This window comes from Thiothrix nivea DSM 5205, assembly GCF_000260135.1.
Lineage (GTDB): Bacteria > Pseudomonadota > Gammaproteobacteria > Thiotrichales > Thiotrichaceae > Thiothrix > Thiothrix nivea.
In genome coordinates this window covers 2,388,559-2,407,258 of the sequence record NZ_JH651384.1, presented here as the reverse complement: position 1 = coordinate 2,407,258, position 18,700 = coordinate 2,388,559, and the positions used below count along the sequence as shown (strand labels likewise).

Here is an 18,700-nt window from a genome sequence, read left to right as displayed (position 1 = left end):
TGGTTTAAAACTCGTGGTGTCAGTAACTGTTGAGCTGGGCGACCTTTTCCTCCAGCACTTGCTGGGCGGGTTCAAGGTTGGTCAAGCCAAACTCCTGGATAAGCTGGCGGGTGAGCGGTAACCATTGCCCAGCGGCGGCAAGGTTTCCGCTTTGTAGCGCAGCCCTGACTTGGCGCAGGTAGGCAGCGCTGATTTCCTGCCCCAGACGTGCGACTTGTGGGTGCTGGGGTGACAAGGCCCGTAACTGGCGGGCGTAATACAATGCTCCAGCCTTCCCAACATCCAGGCGGCCTGCGCCCATGGCGGCATAGGCTTGCTGGATCAGACCATCCACGCCATTTGGCGGCTGATGGGGTGCTTCCTGCACGCTGGCAGGCTCCGGGATGACGCGGCTTGCCTTGTTGGCGTTTGCTATCAAGGGCAGTTGTTGTTTCGGCTCAGGCGGGGGTGGCACTGTCTTTTGCATAGCCCCTTCAGATGGTGACATTGCCTTGTCCGGCTTGGCTGGCGGTTGCGTCATGGTTGATGCCAATGGTGGTTCCCCTACCAGTGACAACGCCTCATCCTTCAGGGTGGCCTGCATTCCGGTGACAGGGGAATCCACTCTGTCAGTGGCGGGAATGGCTGCTACCCGTACAGGGATTTGCGTTTGGGGGGCAGGTGCTGGTAGCACTGCCTCAACGACAACAGCCTCTTTCTGTTGAAAGATGGCATTGGCGGCAACAGCACTGAAAATCGTGGACAAGCCAAGCACTGAACCCACCACCACCGCAGCCTTGTGCTTCCCGTGATGGATAACGCGGCGGAAGCCCTCCTGCCCCCCTAGCACTTGTACCAGCGGGGAAAAGGCGGTGGGCAGCAGGTAGATTTCCTCTGCGGACACCCCCAGCAGTAACGCAGGGTCAGTATTTGTCCCCAGATGTTGTTGCTTTACCAGCGGTTGCAAGCGCTGCATGGCTGCTTGCCACACGGGGTCTTTACGGTTTGTGCGGCTGAGCAGGCTGAACAGCCCCCATTTTTCCGGGCTTTCCAGCACGAAATAGGCAAGGTTGCCATCCTGCCCATACGCCTGCGGCTTAAGTATCCAGCTCACCTCAAGATGCTGGCATACCCCCAGCATCTGCTGGAACATCATATCCAGCGGTAGGGCGTTGGGTGTGACGGGTAGGACGTGGATCAGGATGCGTGATTCCAACCCCTTTGCCTTGATCTGCTCCAGATCCCGCCCCCGGTAAACTTTCCCTACGCCAGAAACCGCTAGGCACTCCAGCAAAACATAGCGGTTTTCCAATATGACATGACTGCCAGCAGGACTGACCATCGCCATCAGCAACTCCCTTTTTCCACAGAAAATACCAGGAAACCGGATAAATTTAATCATCGGCCAGGCACATGAACATGAACATGAACATGAACATGAACATGAACATGAACATGAACATGAACATGAACATGAACATGAACATGAACATGAACATGAACATGAACATGAACATGAACATGAACATGAACATGAACATGAACATGAACATGAACATGAACATGAACATGAACATGAACATGAACATGAACATGAACATGAACATGAACATGAACATGAACATGAACATGAACATGAAAGGGCAACAACACTTGTACGCCCACCTTAAAAAATATGGCTTAGTATGTTAGCCATGCTGAAGAGTAAAGGAAGTAAGTTACCGGCGTTACGGGTAACGTCATGGGTATTTTTTACTAGGCTCTCCTCATAACCGAGCACAACAAAGAACAACAATTAACTGAAAAAAATATTATTTTTATATAAGAGTCGGCTAATGCTTACACTTTCGTTACAATTGCGTACTTGTTGACCACTTGTCTTTTATGCAATGATAATTCAACAGTGATTTATAAATGGTCGTAACGAGGTAATGTCACTGTTTTATAGTCAATAAAAAGGAATTTCATGGAAGAGCATAATTTAATAAAACAAGAGTTACAGCATGTTCTAAACAGCCGCTTACTGGAAAACAAAAAGCAGGCGATCAATTTCATAGCCTACATCATGGAAGAAACCCTGGCGGGTCGTGGCAAAAAAATTACACAATATGGCATCGCTATCGAAGCACTGGGCAAGCCAACAGATTACAACCCCACCGACAACCCCGCCGTGCGGGTGGAAGCAGGCCGCGTGCGCCGCTTGCTGGAAGAATACTACGCAACCGAAGGCAGGCACAGCAAACTCAGGATCACATTGCCCGTTGGCAGTTATCAGCCGGTGGTCGAATGGGTAACACCCACATCATCTTCCCTGAGTGCACACCACTTTGAACCCAAAAGCATCCAATCACTTGGCCCCAAAGTCTATATCAGCTGCCAAAATCCCACCACGATCATGGATGACACGTTGCGCGGGCTGATTTACAACTTGCGCTCCACCCTGCCGATAACCTTGGGGCATTTTCGGGAAGTCCGCATCGCCCTGGCACCTGCCAGCCATGCCCTGGCCCACCAGCAGGATGAGCTGGCTTATGCCTGGCAACATCAGCAGGCTGAGTTCCTGTTGGAATGTAAGGTAGAAGCAGAGCGCAACGGCATTTCGGTCAATTTTACACTGCACCACACCGTCACCCATGAGCAGGTGTGGTCTGACAACGTTAAATTACCCCGGCAACCCACCCAGCAGATGCTGGATGCAGTACTCAGCCAACTGGTACTGGAAGCTTTCAGCCTGCACCGTGGTGTCGCATTAGCTTACTGGAGCCGTTACTGGCAGGCGCAAGACCGTATGCCTGACCATTACCGGGTATTAGTGGAACATGTGCACTTCATCCAAGGCACGGTTGACCACGCCAGCCTGCAACATTTCCAGCAGGCGTGCCAAACCCGCACGCAATGTTACCACGATGACAGTCTTGCCCATTTGCACTACGCCGTGATGTGCCTCTATGCCTACATGTTTGGCTTTGATTTGGGTATTCCGCTGGAGGCCCTGTGGCACAAACTGGCGCTCAAGGCCATTGAACTCAACCCCGGTAATTCCCTCGCCCACAGTATTTTTGCCCTGGAATGCTACCACCGGGGCGAACACGAAATGGGGCTGGTTGAAATTGAGACGGCACGCCACATCAACCCCCACGACTGCGCCGGCGGCCATCTGCTGGCAGTAGGGCTGTGCGCACTGGGGCACTGGGAACAGGCGTTTACGTTGTTACGGGGTATTTCCAACCTTAACTCCAGTTACCCTGACCCGTTACGCACAATTCCTTGCCTGTACTTTTTCCTGCGCGGCGAATATGTCCGAATCGCAAAAATGCCTGGAGGCTGCGGGAAACTGGGCGGATGGGAAACGTTCGGCAAAATGGCTACCCACTGCCGTATGGATGATTGTCAGGGCTGTATCCAGACCCTTAGCCGCACGCTGGCACTCGTTTCCCCTCTTGATGGCCCGTCTCCTGGAAACAATTTCCAGCCTGCCCGCGACTTATGGGCAAATATCCAGCAGCGCATGAGCCAGCTGTCGACACCCAGTTCCTGCGAAGACACCGTCAATAACCTAGTGAACGGAAAATCCCGGCGGCCTGCCCCCACATCCTGATTTCACAGCCAGGCTTTGTTGACCCGTTCCCGCGTTATCACGCCGTAAATGTGCCCACCGGCCTCGCGGTGTAGGTAAAGGGCTTCCGCGCCACTTTTATTGAGGGCATCGAGCGCCTCCTGCAAACTGGCGCGCGCCGACAGGGCTGCCAGTTGCAGACGCTTGCCGGGGATTTCCCGCAACTGGATGCTGTCCACTTGCGGGTGGGTTTCCAGAAAACCCTGTAAATCCAGCGAGCGTACCATTTCCCTTGGCTGGCGCTCCGTATCCGTAATCACCAGCCATTGCGGGCCGTGGCTGAGTAACGCCTGGGCACTTTCCCGCGACAGGCTACCACCGCACAGGGCGAAACTGCGGTTCATGATGCTGGCCGCACCGATCATGCGCAAACGCTGCATCACCACGCTGGAGGAATGATCCAGCCCACGCGCCTGCAACAGGCTGGAAAAGATGGAATCGTGCTGGAAAATCACCTTGCTGGTCAGGTTAGCCGACACGATCGCCAACATGGCGGGCAGGATAATGTCGGCATTCCCGGCCATTTCCATGATCGCCGTCAGCCCTGCCAGCGGCGCTTGCAAACTGGCGCTGAACATCGCCCCCATGCCAATCAGCGGGTACAGTTTCGGCTCAGCAGGAATCAGGAAAGTCATGTCGGAAGAATAACTCAGCGTCACCAGCACCCCGCCCGCCGCCGCGCCCATGAACATCAGCGGGCCAATCACGCCCCCCGGAATCCCCAGCCCCAAACACAATACCGATGCTGCCAGTTTCGCCAACAGGATCACGGTCAGCGTTGCCATCACCACTTGCCCGTTCAGGGTCTGGTTGACGGTATCGTAACCAATGCCCATGCTTGCCGGCACCTGCCAACCGATGGCCCCCATCAGCAAACCCGCCAACACAAAGCGCTGCCACAACGCATAACGCATACTCAAGCGGGTGATCTGGATCAGCAGGAAATTGAACACCGCCGACAATACCCCGATCCCCATGCCCAGCAATACTGCCAGCCACCAGTCCTGACTGGTGTTCACCGCATCCAGCGTCACCTCGAAAAATGACTCCTTGCCCAGCAGCGACTGCGCCAGATAAGTGCCCGACACCGCTGCCAGGATCACCGGCACGAAACCCTGCACGCTGTACTGCTGCATCACCACCTCCATGGCGAAAATGATGCCTGCCAGCGGGGTGTTAAACGAGGCGCCAATCGCCGCTGCCGCACCCCCCGCCACCAGGGTGCGGGTACTGTTGTTGGGCAATTGCAGGCGTTGTGCCACCCAGCTGCCGCTATACGCCCCCATATGAATGCCGGGGCCTTCGCGCCCCACCGAATGCCCACTGAGGATGGCAATGCCCGCGCCGAAAAACTGCATCACCATATTGACCCACGGCATCCTGCCCTGATGGTATTGCAGGCGCTCAAACACATGCAGGATGCCTACCTGCCGGTAACGGTGCAGCATCGGCTGGAACAACACAGCCAGTAACAACGCCCCACCCAATGGCAAGGCCAGCCGGTACAAGTAGTGCAAGGATTCATAATCATCCGGCGTCTTGCTGGGCAGCAGGTAAATCTGCACAAATTCCAGCAGGAAACGGAACAGCACAATCACCAGCCCGGTCAGCAGGCCGGTCAGCACGGCCAGTATTGACAGTAATAAAATGGCTTCCGGGCTGGCCAGGCGCAGGCGTAAATGATCCAGCCACGCCAGTAGACCTTGTGACAATTTGTTGGCAATCACTGAAGGAATATTCCGGTTTTATGATTTTCATCCAGTATAAACCATGCGGTGGCTGGATGCTCCCGCCGCGTCTCCGTATACTTTAAGCCCCCCTGTTGTTGAGATGTCGCATGAAAGACGCAATTATTGTCGGTGGTGGCCTGATGGGCATGTTAACCGCCCGTTCCCTGCATCAAGCTGGCCTGAAGGTCATGATCATTGACCAGGGCGAACTGGGAAGCGAATCCACCTGGGCTGGCGGCGGTATCGTCTCCCCCCTCTACCCGTGGCGCTACCCGGCGGCTGTCTCGCAGCTCGCACGTTATGGCCAGCAACGCTACCCGGCGCTGTGTGAAACCTTGCGTGAGGAAACCGGCGTCGACCCGCAGTGGATACGTTCTGGCCTGCTGTTCACCGAGGATCATGAATACACTGCTGCGCGTGAATGGGCGCAAACCTGGGGCTACGGCCTGCAACACCTCACCGGTTCGGCTGCCCTCGCGGCCTGCGAACCGCAACTGGCGGAAGGTTTCCAGCGCGGCCTGTTCCTGCCGGAACTGGGGCAGGTACGCAACCCACGCATTGCCCACGCTCTGCGCACCAGCCTGCGTCTGTTGCCCCTGACCATTGCCGAACATTACCCGGTTACCGGGCTGGAAACTGCCAATGGGCGCGTAACCGGCGTGCGCCTGGGGGATGAGGTGTTCCATGCGGATAAAGTCATCCTCAACACAGGTGCCTGGACAGGCTTGTTCCCGCAAATGCAGGCGATGAAGGTGGATGTGCGTCCGGTGCTGGGGCAGATGATCCTGTTCCGCGGGCCGCGCGGCCTGCTGCAACGCATCGTGCTGTCGGCAGGGCGTTACCTGATCCCACGTCAGGATGGGCGTATCCTGTGCGGTTCCACCCTGGAAATGCGTGGCTTTGACAAACACACCACCGATGCAGCGCGCGCGGAATTGCAGGAAGCGGCTTGCGCCATCATGCCGGCGCTGCGTGATTTACCCGTTACCAACCACTGGTGTGGCCTACGCCCCGGCTCACCGAACGGCGTACCGTATATCGACGAACACCCCGACATCGCCGGGCTGTATGTGAATGCGGGACATTACCGCAATGGTGTGGTGCTGGGGCTGGCGTCGGTGCAGTTGCTGGTCGACCGGATTCTGGGGAATGAACCCTACCTTGATCCGGCTCCCTACCGTCTGGATGCGGTACGCACCCCGACAGCAGAGTTCCGGTAAATTACAGCACCGACAAATCCGCGACGCGCAGGAATAGTCCGCGCATCTGGTTCAGCATGGCGAGGCGGTTGTTTTTCAATGCTTCGTCATCGGCCATGACCATCACGTCATCGAAGAACTTGTCCACCGGTTCGCGCAGTTCGGCCAGTGACAGCAGCGCATCTTCGTACTCACCCGCAGCAAACAATGGTACAACCTTCTCCTGCTGTACCTGTACGGCTGTGGCCAGTGTTTTTTCCGCATCTACCTGCAACAAACCAGCGTCGATGGTTTCCGGCGGATTGTCGATTTTCTTCAGGATATTGCTGATACGCTTGTTGGCGGCGGCCAGACTTTCGGCGGCAGGCAATGCACGGAAAGCGGCTACCGCTTTCACGCGGCGGTCGAAATCCAGCGGCTGGGTCGGCTTGAGGGAAGCAACCGCTTCCACCAGATTCGCGCCGATGCCTTGCTCCTGATAGTAGGCTTTCAGGCGGTCGAGAATATAATCCAGCGCTTCCTGCGTATCCGGCTTGCTGCCCAGTTGGGTGGTAAGGCCATCTGCGGCTTTGTCGAGCAGGTCAGCCAGATCCAACGGTAGTTGCTGTTCGATCAGAATGCGCAACACACCGAGGGCGGCGCGGCGCAGGGCGAACGGGTCTTTCGCGCCGGTCGGTTTCTGGCCGATGCCGAAAATACCCGCCAGCGTGTCGAGGCGTTCCGCCAGCGCCAGGATACGGCCTGTGGCAGTGGAAGGGAGTTCATCACCGGCAAAGCGTGGCATGTATTGCTCTTCCATCGCGGTGGCGACTTCGGCAGGTTCGTTGTCATGTTGCGCGTAGTAACGCCCCATTGTGCCTTGCAGTTCGGTGAACTCGAATACCATGTTGGTCACAAGGTCGCACTTGCCGAGTTCGGCTGCGCGCACAGCCAGTGCTTCATCTGCGCCAAGCTGTTTGGCGGTGTAAGCGGCCAGTTGTGCCACGCGCCCGGATTTGTTGTAGAGCGTGCCCAGTTTTTGCTGGAACACCATGCTCTTGAGTTGTTCGCGGCGGCTTTCCAGTGGTTGCTTTTTATCCTGATTCCAGAAGAATTCGGCGTCGCTGAAACGCGGGCGGATCACGCGCTCGTTGCCGGAGGAAATCTGCGCCACATCGCTGCTTTCGATATTGGTGATGGTGATGAAGTTCGGCATCAGTTTGCCGTTGGCATCGACCAGCGCGAAGTACTTCTGGTTGTCCTGCATGGTAGAAATCAGCGCTTCCTGCGGCACGTCGAGGAAACGTTCCTCGAAGCGACCTGCGACCGGCACTGGCCATTCCACCAGTGCGGTGACTTCATCCAGCAATTCTTCTGGCATGATGGCAGTACCGCCGAGTTCGGCTGCGAGTGCTTCCACTTTTGCCTTGATCATGTCGCGGCGGGCTTCAAAGCGGGCGACCACGAATGCCTGCCCCAGTTGCACGGCGTAGTCTTCCGGTTTGCTGATGCTGACTGCCGCTGGTGCGTGGAAACGGTGGCCACGGGTTTCGCGGTCTGTTTTAATACCGAGGATTTCAGCATCGATGACAGTATCGTTCGCCAGCATCACGATCCAATGTACCGGGCGCACGAATTCAGCCGTGCCGCTACCCCAGCGCATCCGTTTGGGGATAGGCAGCGCGGAGAGGGATTTTTCCACAATGGCTGGGAACAAGTCGGCAGTGTTCTGACCTTGTTGTTGCTGGCGGAATACCAGCCATGCGCCTTTGTCGGTTTCAACCTGTTGCAGGGCGGAGAATTCCACGCCGCAAGAACGGGCGAAACCTTCCGCCGCTTTGGAAGGGTTGCCATCCTTGTCAAACGCGGCAGCGACTGCTGGCCCACGGCGTTCGATGATCTGGTCTTTCTGCTGTGCCGGTACGCCTTTCAGCCACACAGCGAGACGGCGGGGCGCGGCGTAGGGGTACACTTCAGCGGCTTGCAAACCTGCATCTTTCAAACCAGAGACGATACCGTCAGTGAAGGCGTCGGAAAGTTTTTTCAGGGCTTTGGGTGGCAGTTCTTCGGTGCCAATTTCTACCAGTAAGTCGATCATGATCAGGCCACCTTGTCTTCTGTTTGCAGCATTGGGAAGCCGAGGGCTTCGCGCACGTTGTAATAGGCTTCGGCAATGGCGCGCGATAGGGTGCGCACGCGCAGGATGAAGCGCTGACGTTCGGTGACGGAAATCGCTTTACGCGCATCCAGCAGGTTGAAAGTATGCGAAGCCTTCAGCATCTGCTCATAAGCAGGCAATGGCAAACCGGCTTCGATCAGGCGCTGGCTTTCACGTTCGCATACGTCGAAGGTGTGGAACAGGTCTTCCACGTTGGCGTGCTCGAAGTTGTAGGTGGATTGTTCCACTTCATTCTGGTGGTATACGTTGCCGTAGGTAACAACGCCTTGCGGGCCTTTTGTCCACACGAGGTCATACACACTTTCCACGCCCTGCATATACATGGCCAGACGCTCCAAGCCGTAGGTGATTTCACCGCTGACCGGGCGGCAATCCAGGCCACCGACTTGCTGGAAATAGGTGAACTGGGTGACTTCCATGCCGTTTAGCCACACTTCCCAACCCAGACCCCAGGCACCGAGCGTGGGTGATTCCCAATTGTCTTCGACGAAGCGGATGTCATGCACTAGCGGGTCGAAACCGAGCATTTTCAGCGAGCCGAGGTACAAATCCTGGATATTATCTGGCGATGGTTTCAGCAAGACCTGAAACTGGTAATAATGTTGCAGACGGTTGGGGTTTTCGCCGTAGCGGCCATCGGTAGGGCGGCGAGAAGGCTGCACGTAAGCCGCACGCCACGGCTCCGGGCCGATAGAGCGCAGGAATGTGGCAGGGTGAAAAGTACCCGCACCCATTTCCATATCATACGGTTGCATGATGACGCAGCCTTGCTGCGCCCAATAGTCTTGCAGTGCCTGGATCAGCCCCTGAAAGGTGGATAAGTCGTAATTGGCCATGGTTTATCTGGAATAATGCCTGAAAGCCGCCGAGTATACTGCAAGCCGCTGATGCATTCAGCAGTCACGATGAATACACGGTAGGAAATCGGGGTTTTCTGGCACAGCATCCCCAGCCGAAATGGCGTCAGGTAAACTTGAATTCTTGCTGTAACGGTATCCCGGCTGGTAGCACATCGGTTTCCCCACACAATCGGTTCAGGAAATCCACCACTGACAAACCCAGTTCGTAGGCCATGTTGGCAGGCACAGCATTGCCGATCTGTTTGTATTGCGAGGTCAGCGCCCCCCTGAATTGCCAGTCATCGGGGAACGTCTGGATTCGGGCGTATTCGCGCACGGTGAAGGGGCGGGTTGCCTCCGGGTGGCAGCGTTCGGTCTGTTTCTGGGCAGGGGCGCAGGTCAGGGTCAGGCAAGGTTCGTCCCAGTGCATCCGCCGCGCCATGCCGGTCTTGCCGCCGCCCAGATAGAAACTTTGCAGCATGTAAGCCTTTTGCACGTCTTCTGGCAGGTCACGCCAGTAGCCACCCGGTGGGACTTGCGCCATGACCGCTGCTTTTTTGGCGGGGTAGGTTTGTCCGGCTGATACCGGCGTATCATTGGGGAACAACTCGCCTGCCTTCAACGCATCCTTGAGGGTGTAGATTTTCTGGTAGGGACGAGGCCAGCAGAATTGCACCTTCCCGGCAAGGTCGTTGCGGATGCCGACCAATAGCAGGCGCTCACGCTTTTGTGGCACGCGGTAGAAAATGGCCTTCATCAGGTGTGGTTCGAGCAGGGTATAACCGAGTTCATCAATCACGGAACGGATGTTTTCCAATGTCTTGCCGCCGTCGTGGTTGAGCAGGCCACGCACGTTTTCCGCCATGAACAGCTTGGGGTTGGCTTCCTTAACAGCGCGGGCAAACTCGAAAAACAGTGTGCCACGGGCATCCTCGAAGCCCATTTTTTTGCCAATGTAACTGAACGCCTGACAGGGGAAACCGCCCGTCACTACGTCAATCTGGTCACGGTAAGGGCTGAAACCCAATGCGCCGATGTCGCCACATTGCACATTCCAGTGGGGACGGTTGGCTTTGAGGGTGGCGCAGGCATCCTTGTCAAGCTCGTTGAGCAAGATGGTTTCCAGTCCTGCCCGTTCCAGCCCGATAGCCAAGCCACCCGCACCAGCGAACAGTTCGATGGTTTTGTAGGCGTGGTCAGGGATGATTTGGGGGCGCTTGGAATCATCGAAGATGAAGCTGAGTTCCTCAAATTGCCGCAGTTGTTCCTTGCTGTAAAAGCGGTAATTGTTCATGGGGTTGCGGATGGAGCGCAGTTTTCCGCTATTGTCCCAACGGCGCAGGGTTTCTTTGGAAACGCCCAGCATGTCGGCGACTTGGGCAACCGAATACAGCTTGTTCATCAGGCCGCCGCCTGGCAGGGCGCAACGTCCCCAAAACAGCCTGTTGCGATGATGGCTTGCCCCAGCATCTGGATAACGGGGACAGAAACGCTGTTGCCCACCAGTTTCATCCAGCGGCTACGTGATTCCGGTAACAGGAAGTCGGGCGGGAAACCCTGTATCAGGCAGGCTTCTGCGCGGGAAATTTTCCTGAAGAGACCGGGTTGGAATATGTCGCGCAAGAAGGTTTGTTTGTATGCCTCCTCGGTATCTGCCTCAATGTCGTTGAATGCCACAAAATCATTGGTATCGCTCGCTACTAAAGTGGGGAAGGCTTCCGATTTGGGCAGGAAAATGCGGTTGATGCCCTCAATACCAGTGCTGATTTTGGTGTAACGGAATTCGTAACGCACTTCGCTGCGCGCCAACACCCCTTTGGCAACCAAAGCCGGGATGGTTTTGTCCAGCGCAACTTTGGCTTTTTTCAGTTCGCGGCACTCTTTCAGGGAATCCAAGGTAATTTCCCCGACCTCGACATGGCGCAACACCAGTTTTTCCCCGTGGGTGAGCGGAATCTCCCCATGTGGGTTGACGGCATAGGCATAATCCACGGTTTTCAGGATGCCCATTGCCACTAGGGTTTCCAGTTCTTCCTGCCGGATGGAACTATCCAAACCCTGCAAATGGGCAAGTGACAAGGGGTTGCCGTCCAGCTTGCCATAGGTGCGTTTGCGGCGGTTGCGTAACAGCAGCAGGCAAATTTGTTTTTGCCGATCCGTTGTCGGGAGCAAATCCCATGAATGAATCGTGGTTGGACCGTTGCGGATGTCATTGAATAGGAAAAAGTCATTCATGCCGCTGAGCTTGCGGTAACGGCGCTTGTCTCCCACCGGTTTGCCGAACAGGTCGGTGATACCGCTTGCCGGTGCGCTGGGCGGTTTGCCGATGCCACCTTGCAGCACATCTGCCAGTTTTAGGGTACTTTTATGGGGGGCTGGCAGGCTGAATTTGCGCAGATGGGCTTCGTGCAAGAAACCGACGATATACACCCTTACCCGATCCTGTGGCACACCGTAGTCGGAGGAGTTCAGCACAAAATGTTTGGCGAAATACCCTGCTTGGCGGATGCGGGCAAGGATATAGGCAAGTGCGCTCTGGTTGCGTGGGTCTGCCAACCCTTTGACGTTCTCAAAAATGAAGGCTTTGGGGCGTGACTGGTTGAGCAGGTAAATGGTGTCATTCCATAACTGCCCCCGGTCATCATCAAACCCCAAATTCTTGCCTGCAATCGACCAGCTTTGACAGGGCACGCCTGCGGTCAGGATGTCATGGGCTGGCAGGCGTTTTACTTTGGTGATGTCACCGAGGTTCAAGCCGCCATCTTCCCGGAAGTTGGTGCAGTAAGTATTGATGGCATCGCTGTGGATTTCGCTGAAATTGAGGCACTTGCCACCCAGATGATCCAGTGCCAACCGAAAGCCACCAATACCGGCAAACAGGTCAATGAAGGTGAAGCCGTTGCTCATTTCAGCAGGTACTCCCCATGATCGGTTGGTGGTTCAATGCCGAGAAACTCCCGGTAAATCCGCTCGCGGTATTCTTTGCCCAACTGGTTCACTTCGTGGATAAAGTTGGCATAAGCCCCCTCACCGCCGATGAAATCCCAAAACTCGTTACCAATCAGCACACAAGGGTCGTTGCACATATCGAACCAACGCTTTGGGAATGACCATTGGTAGTCTTCCTTGCGTGAGCCATAAGGGTTGTAGGGTAGCGCGTAATAAGCACTGTCGACGGGTGATCCATCCATCGCCAGCAGCTTGAACATTTTTTCCTTGCTGACTTTGGTCTGGTCGCTGTTGGGTAAAGGACCTTTTAGCTCACAGGCATAGCGTTTGCCGGTTGACTGATTGTGGACGTAAATGTCGCAAACAACGGAAACTGGGATGGGGTTGCCTTTTCCCGCTTTAATGTAATCCAGTTCTTCCTGCCAGTTGGGTAGTGTCCTGTTTTTCCCTTTGGGTGTGTGTTCCAGCCGGTTCAGTGTTTCTTGGATGCGGCGCAGGCTTTCTGTACCGACATTGCCAGTGATGGCATGGCTCATCAGGCACTCCCCGTGAGCCTCCTTGGCAACCACTTGGGCAAGTTTCTCCCATACACCACCAAACGGGGTGACAAAACGCCGTTCAAAATGGGAGCCTTTAAAGATTTCATCCGGCACGAGCGCAGCATACAAGGGTTTGAGGGAATGGTGCTTTTCCTTGATGAATGGGTCTTCCACCAGCACCTTGTGCATCACCCGATCCATCATGGTGCTGACAGCCCCTTGGATGGCGGCGGCAACCTTGGCTTTATTGTCCATTTTTCCCTAACATACCTTCATCAACCTTACACAGGGTTATCATTATATGGTTGACCGTATCGACAAGGAAACCCGTTCACGCACGATGGCGGCGATCCGTAGCCAAGACACCAAACCGGAGAAGTGGGTGCGCTCGGCATTGCACCGGCAGGGCTTCCGTTTCCGCCTGCACAACAAACAGTTGCCCGGTTCGCCTGACCTTGTGTTGCACAAGTATCATGCGGTCATTTTCATCAATGGTTGTTTCTGGCATCAGCACCCACACTGTAAGGCGGGACATATCCCCGCAACACGGCGGGAATTTTGGGAAAAGAAATTTGCCCGTAATGTGGCGCGTGACCAGAAGGTGTTGTGCCAGCTCAAGATGCTGGGTTGGCGGGCGGCAGTGGTGTGGGAGTGTGGGCTGGGGAAGCGCAGCCGCGACGATACCCTGCACCATTTGGTTGCGTGGCTGAAAAATAAGGCAGATGAATATTTTGAAATGCCCGTCTACGATGAGTTCAGTGAAATATGATCTATCGGGATTTGGCAGATAGGCGCAGTTCCGTTGGCCTTTCTGGCATAATATCGCCTCCTCAACAGGCATAGTGACCCCCATGACCCGACAATACCGCGCCGTTTCGCTCATTTCCGGCGGCCTCGATTCGATGCTTGCCACCAAAGCCGTGCTGGAACAGGGCATCCATGTGGAAGGCATCAACTTTTTCACCGGCTTCTGCGTGGAAGGCCACACCCACGCCATCCGCAAGCAGGCCAAAGACAAACCGAAACGCAACAATTCGCTGTGGGTGGCGGAACAGCTTGGTATCAAGCTGCACATCGTCGACATCGTGGAGGAATACAAGGATGTGGTGCTGAACCCGAAACACGGTTACGGCGCGAACATGAACCCCTGCCTGGATTGCAAGATTTTCATGGTGAAAAAGGCTCACGAGTGGATTCAGCAAAAGGATTTCGATTTCATCATCACCGGTGAAGTGGTGGGGCAGCGCCCGATGTCACAGCGTGCCAAAACCATGCCGATCGTGGCGCGGGAATCGGGGGCCGAAGACCTGCTGTTACGCCCCCTTTCCGCCCACAACTTGCCGCCCAGCCTGCCAGAGCGAGAGGGCTGGGTCGACCGCGAACAGCTGTTCGGTTTCAGTGGGCGTGGCCGCAAGCCGCAGATGGCGCTGGCGGCACGCTGGGGAATTGAGGAATACGCCCAGCCTGCGGGCGGCTGCTGCTTCCTCACCGATGCCAATTACACCCACAAGCTGAAAGACCTGTGGGCGCACCGCCCCAGCCGTGATTACGAACTCGATGACATCATGCTGCTGAAAATCGGGCGGCATCTGCGCCCGCGCCCGCATTTCAAAATGATCATCTCGCGCGAAGAGGGTGAAACCAATTTCCTCGAAGGTTACAAGAGCCAGTTCACCTGGATCAAAACCGCCAGCCACGCCGGGCCGCTAACCATTCTGGATGGCGATGGCATGACGGATGATGACCTTGATCTGGCTGCACAGATTTCCGCCCGCTACAGCAAGGGGAAAAGTGCCGAAACGGTTGTGTGCAAGGTGGCAAAGCCAGGCGAAGCATTCCGCGAAATCAGCGTTGCACCGCTTGCGGGGGAAATTCCTCCTGATTGGGTGCTGTGACCCTAACAGGCAGCCGCAATGCCAAATTGTGAAACACACCATTACTGAAGCGTAATCGTATAACTATGCGTGGCTTTTTCATCTCTGTGTTGTACCAGCACATTCAACTTGTTCCCAGGCTTGTACGCCGCCAAAGCCAGCTTTAGGCTAGTAATATCGTGTATGGCAATACCATTGGCATCGGTAAGTCGGTCGCCTTTGCGCAAACCCGCTTTCTCTGCCGCACTACCAGGGTCAATGCCAATAATTTTCACGACACCATCCTTTTCATCCAGCATCACACCCAGTTTGCCGGTGGGTGGTAAGTCCAGTGCCTCGCTGAGCAGGAAATAATCTGCCATGCCGGGTTCCACCTCCTTTGCTGCGCTGCTGGTGACAGTAGCCAGTTTGATACCGGGCATCTGCCGTGCCAAATCCTGCGGAATACCCACGTCGTAGCTGATATGCCCACTTCCCGAGAACACCACCATCTGATGCTGTGGGTGCGCTTGCAGGTAACGGGCGATGTTGTGCGCCATGGTTTCATCCCAGATGCGCTGCACCAGCAAGAAATTGTCGAATTCACGCTTGTCTTTGGAATGCTGGGCGAACACCTTTTCTAGCCGCTCACGGTAACTGGCGTCGGGCGGGTTGATGATTGCGGGTAACTGCGCCCTTTCCGCCGGGGTCAGTGCTTCCAACCCGCCTTGCGACACCTTGCGGGTCAGCTCGACCTGCGCGTTCAGGGCGATGACCGGCAAATGATTGGCCTTGGCGAACTCCACGATCGGGCGCAACAGGCGGTAGTCGTAGCGCCAACGTTCGTAATAGCCGCTGCGGCTGAGCATGTCGCTTTCGCTGATCTTGCCCGCCAGATAGTCATTCAGCACACCCTGGAATGGCTGCTGGAACCATTCCACACCTATGGCCAGATTGGGGTTTCTTTGCTGGAGCGCCTGCAATACGGCAAGCTGGTTGAGGTGGTCGCCGTAACGGTCATGCGTTTCGCCGACGAACACCACGCGGTTTTGCGCCAGTGTTTCCATCAGGGTGGGGAAATCCATGTGCTTATCCTGGTTGACAGCCGTGGGTGGATGCTCCCCAATATGGCGCAATGCATCCGCCAGACCAGCATGATCGGCCACCGTGGCGGCGTGGCCGGTTGTTGGCAGGCTAGCCACTGTGCAACAGGCCGCCACCATGATGACACCAAACCAACGGGAAAGATTGTTATGCGACTGTTGAACCATTTTGTTGTCCTGCTTGTGTTACTGCTGCCCGCCAGCGTGCTGGCCGAAGGCTTGCCGGTGTTACACCATGTGCTGCGGGTAACGCCGGATGTTACTACCGGCAACTTGCAGGTGGAGGATAGCCTGCGCGTGCCGGATAGTTTGCATGTTGACGGGCGATTTGAGTTTAGGCTGAACCCTCACTTCATCTTAAGCGCCGATGTTCCCTTAGACTCCGCTCAGGGAACGGGCGGGTATAGTATTCCACTTCCGGCGGAGGAACAGGAAATCACCCTCAAATACCGGGGTAGGCTGGCTTCCACCCCGGATTGCGCATGGCTGACGCAAGCTTGCGTGCTGCTCAGCGAGCGCGGCATCTATCTGGATGGCAGCAGCCAATGGTATGCGCAAGCAGGCAACGCGCTGCACACTTTCGAGTTGCAGGTGAAACTGCCGGAAGGCTGGGTCAGCCTCAGCCAGGGGGAACAAACCACCAACGGCTGGCGCGAAACCCAGCCGCAGGACAGCCTCTACCTGCTGGCAGGCAAATTCCACGTCTACCAGCAACCCGGCAAACACGCCACCGCCATGGTGTATTTGCAGCAGGATGACCCGGAACTGGCCAAACGCTACCTGCAAACCGCGCAACAATATTTGGATGAGTATTCCGGCTTGCTGGGCAACTACCCCTACGCCAAGTTCACCACCGTGGAAAGTTTCTGGGAAACCGGCTGGGGGATGCCCTCCTTTACCCTACTGGGGCCAAAGGTGTTGCGTCTGCCGTTCATCCTGCACTCCTCGTTTCCGCATGAAATTCTGCACAACTGGTGGGGCAACGGCGTGTATGTGGACGCCAGCCAAGGCAACTGGTCGGAAGGTCTGACTGCCTACCTAGCCGACCAGCGCATCAAGGAAATGAAGGGTGAAGGCGTGGAATACCGGCGTTCGGCCTTGCAGAAATACGCCACCTTTGTTGGCGAACACGATGATTTCCCGCTCAGCCAGTTCCGCAGCCGCCACGATGAAGCTACCCAAGCGGTTGGCTATGACAAGTCCATGATGTTGTTCCACATGCTGCATCAGCAGATGGGGGATGAGAAGTTTTTCGCCGGGTTGAAGGCTTTCTACCGCGATTTCCGTCTCCGCCCCGCTACCTTCGGCAACCTGCTGGACAACCTAGCCGTGGATCAGGCATTCCGGAAACGCTGGCTGGAGGGGACTGGCGCGCCCAGCCTTGCCATTCAGTCGCATAAGCTTAAACAGGAAGGCTCCGGCTACCACCTGCAACTGATGCTGCAACAAACACAAGCGGGGGCAGTGTTCCCATTGCAGGTTCCTGTCCGCATCCGTTTCGCTGCCGACAAACCGCAGGAGCAACGTGAAACCCTGACGATGGTACAAACCAGCCAAACCTTTGAACTGACGCTGCCCGCCAAACCGGTGCAAGTCGCCATCGACCCCGATTTCGACCTGTTCCGGCTGCCGGATGTGGCGGAAATGCCTGCCTCCATCAGCGTGCTATATGGCAAGGGCGACAAAACCTACGTATTGTCGCGCAAAACCGATGAGGCCATGCAGGTGGCGTGGGAAAGCTGGCTGGATGCCCTCAAAGCCCGCGACAATAACCTGCGCGTGCAATATGACGACGAAGCCTTGCCTGATACCGGCACGGTGATATTGCTCGGCGGCGACAATGCCGCGCTGCAAGGCTTGCTGGAGCGGGCGAAAGAGCCATTCCGTATGACTGACGCCGCTTTCACCCTCAACAGCATCAATTACACCTGTGGCTTGCATACGCTGGCGTTGGCCTTGCGGGCAGGCAGGCAGAACATCGTGCTGCTGGATGCATCCTCCCCCGACGGGCTGGACAAGATGCTGGTGAAACTGCCGCATTACGGCAAGTACAGCTACCTGGTGTTCAATAGCGCGACGGGAGAAAACGTGGCGAAGGGGCAGTGGGAAGTGACGGATTCGCCGTTGGTGCTGGATTTGTCTGCTGCGCCTTGACCGTTTGTCTGCGGAAAACCGGCATTTTTATACCGGTCGTCCGGGCTGGCTAACCGGTTGTTACGCTCGTCGCTACTAATCTTACGTATGTCACCCACTAGGATTGTGATTTAACAATTTTATGAGAAACTACTTTTAACAAATCAGGAATGCTTTGGTTTGGTGCTGAAACTTATTTTCTCGACTCTCTTTGTAGATGGATTTAGCCGGACTTTTGTCCGGCTTTCTTTTTGTCTTCCCAGCACTTGTTCAAGTAACGTGCAATTTCCGTTTTTTCGACGTAATACCCTACCCAGCATTAACTGGGTAGGGCAGGAATATTACGGATGAAAAACCCCTTCCTTGAACAACCCATACTGTCGCGTCCCATACGATCATACGGGACGCGACAGTTAACATTTTTTTGTGATAAATGTCATGAAAGCTATAAATTACTTCGACAACATCTATATTGTTAAAGGAACATGTGACTGATTAATGTCGGGATAGCTTTGAAAGATAATCAGGGATGCGCCGGATCCGGGCTAAAGATCCGGCGCGTTTGCAAGCGAAACATTATGGGGGCTGATCATTCCGCCTGT

14 protein-coding genes are annotated in these 18,700 nt (G+C 55.6%); 5 read left to right on the top strand and 9 right to left on the bottom strand.

The window, feature by feature from the left end:
- Positions 1-19: 19 nt before the first annotated feature.
- Positions 20-1,327: a hypothetical protein gene (locus THINI_RS12125; protein WP_002708870.1), complete on the bottom strand. Its 1,308-nt coding sequence runs from the start codon at positions 1,325-1,327 to the stop codon at positions 20-22.
- Between the two features lie 46 nt (positions 1,328-1,373).
- On the bottom strand, positions 1,374-1,616 hold the full coding sequence (locus THINI_RS25230; RefSeq protein ID WP_040839418.1) for a hypothetical protein: 243 nt from the start codon (positions 1,614-1,616) through the stop codon (positions 1,374-1,376).
- Positions 1,617-1,945: 329 nt separating this feature from the next.
- On the opposite strand from THINI_RS25230, the gene THINI_RS23445 reads away from it, so the two are divergent.
- Positions 1,946-3,577, top strand: a complete 1,632-nt coding sequence (locus tag THINI_RS23445; protein WP_002708869.1) for a tetratricopeptide repeat protein — start codon at positions 1,946-1,948, stop codon at positions 3,575-3,577.
- A 2-nt stretch (positions 3,578-3,579) separates the two neighbouring features.
- Here the strand turns inward: THINI_RS23445 and THINI_RS12110 are convergent, their stop codons facing one another.
- Positions 3,580-5,322, bottom strand: a complete 1,743-nt coding sequence (locus tag THINI_RS12110; RefSeq protein ID WP_002708868.1) for a chloride channel protein — start codon at positions 5,320-5,322, stop codon at positions 3,580-3,582.
- Between the two features lie 110 nt (positions 5,323-5,432).
- Here THINI_RS12110 and thiO point away from each other — a divergent pair, with 110 nt between their 5' ends.
- Positions 5,433-6,545: a glycine oxidase ThiO gene (thiO, locus tag THINI_RS12105; protein WP_002708867.1), complete on the top strand. Its 1,113-nt coding sequence runs from the start codon at positions 5,433-5,435 to the stop codon at positions 6,543-6,545.
- 1 nt (position 6,546) lies between these two features.
- Here thiO and glyS read toward each other — a convergent pair whose 3' ends face one another.
- The 5 genes from glyS to THINI_RS12080 all read right to left on the bottom strand — a co-directional run bounded on the left by glyS (position 6,547) and on the right by THINI_RS12080 (position 13,264).
- Complete coding sequence (gene glyS, locus THINI_RS12100) at positions 6,547-8,601, bottom strand: glycine--tRNA ligase subunit beta (protein ID WP_002708866.1); 2,055 nt, start codon at positions 8,599-8,601, stop codon at positions 6,547-6,549.
- Between the two features lie 2 nt (positions 8,602-8,603).
- On the bottom strand, positions 8,604-9,518 hold the full coding sequence (glyQ, locus tag THINI_RS12095) for a glycine--tRNA ligase subunit alpha (protein WP_002708865.1): 915 nt from the start codon (positions 9,516-9,518) through the stop codon (positions 8,604-8,606).
- A 127-nt stretch (positions 9,519-9,645) separates the two neighbouring features.
- Entirely contained in the window at positions 9,646-10,923 is a 1,278-nt protein-coding gene (dcm, locus tag THINI_RS12090; protein ID WP_002708864.1) for a DNA (cytosine-5-)-methyltransferase, read from the bottom strand.
- Positions 10,923-12,428, bottom strand: a complete 1,506-nt coding sequence (gene dcm / locus THINI_RS12085; protein WP_002708863.1) for a DNA (cytosine-5-)-methyltransferase — start codon at positions 12,426-12,428, stop codon at positions 10,923-10,925. The genes dcm (THINI_RS12090) and dcm (THINI_RS12085) overlap by 1 nt, the downstream gene beginning before the upstream one ends.
- Positions 12,425-13,264, bottom strand: a complete 840-nt coding sequence (locus tag THINI_RS12080) for a TdeIII family type II restriction endonuclease (protein WP_002708862.1) — start codon at positions 13,262-13,264, stop codon at positions 12,425-12,427. Before THINI_RS12080 ends, dcm (THINI_RS12085) begins: the two co-directional genes overlap by 4 nt.
- A gap of 46 nt (positions 13,265-13,310) precedes the next feature.
- Here THINI_RS12080 and THINI_RS12075 point away from each other — a divergent pair, with 46 nt between their 5' ends.
- The gene (locus THINI_RS12075) at positions 13,311-13,778 is read left to right on the top strand and encodes a very short patch repair endonuclease (RefSeq protein WP_002708861.1); all 468 of its coding nucleotides are present in this window, start codon (positions 13,311-13,313) and stop codon (positions 13,776-13,778) included.
- An 82-nt stretch (positions 13,779-13,860) separates the two neighbouring features.
- Entirely contained in the window at positions 13,861-14,904 is a 1,044-nt protein-coding gene (locus THINI_RS12070) for a tRNA (5-methylaminomethyl-2-thiouridylate)-methyltransferase (protein ID WP_002708860.1), read from the top strand.
- A 41-nt stretch (positions 14,905-14,945) separates the two neighbouring features.
- On the opposite strand, the gene THINI_RS12065 is transcribed toward THINI_RS12070, so the two are convergent.
- Entirely contained in the window at positions 14,946-16,133 is a 1,188-nt protein-coding gene (locus tag THINI_RS12065) for a ChaN family lipoprotein (protein ID WP_002708859.1), read from the bottom strand.
- On the opposite strand from THINI_RS12065, the gene THINI_RS12060 reads away from it, so the two are divergent.
- On the top strand, positions 16,116-18,119 hold the full coding sequence (locus THINI_RS12060) for a M1 family metallopeptidase (RefSeq protein WP_154724406.1): 2,004 nt from the start codon (positions 16,116-16,118) through the stop codon (positions 18,117-18,119). The two genes, THINI_RS12065 and THINI_RS12060, sit on opposite strands and share 18 nt — an antisense overlap.
- The last annotated feature ends 581 nt before the right edge of the window (positions 18,120-18,700 follow it).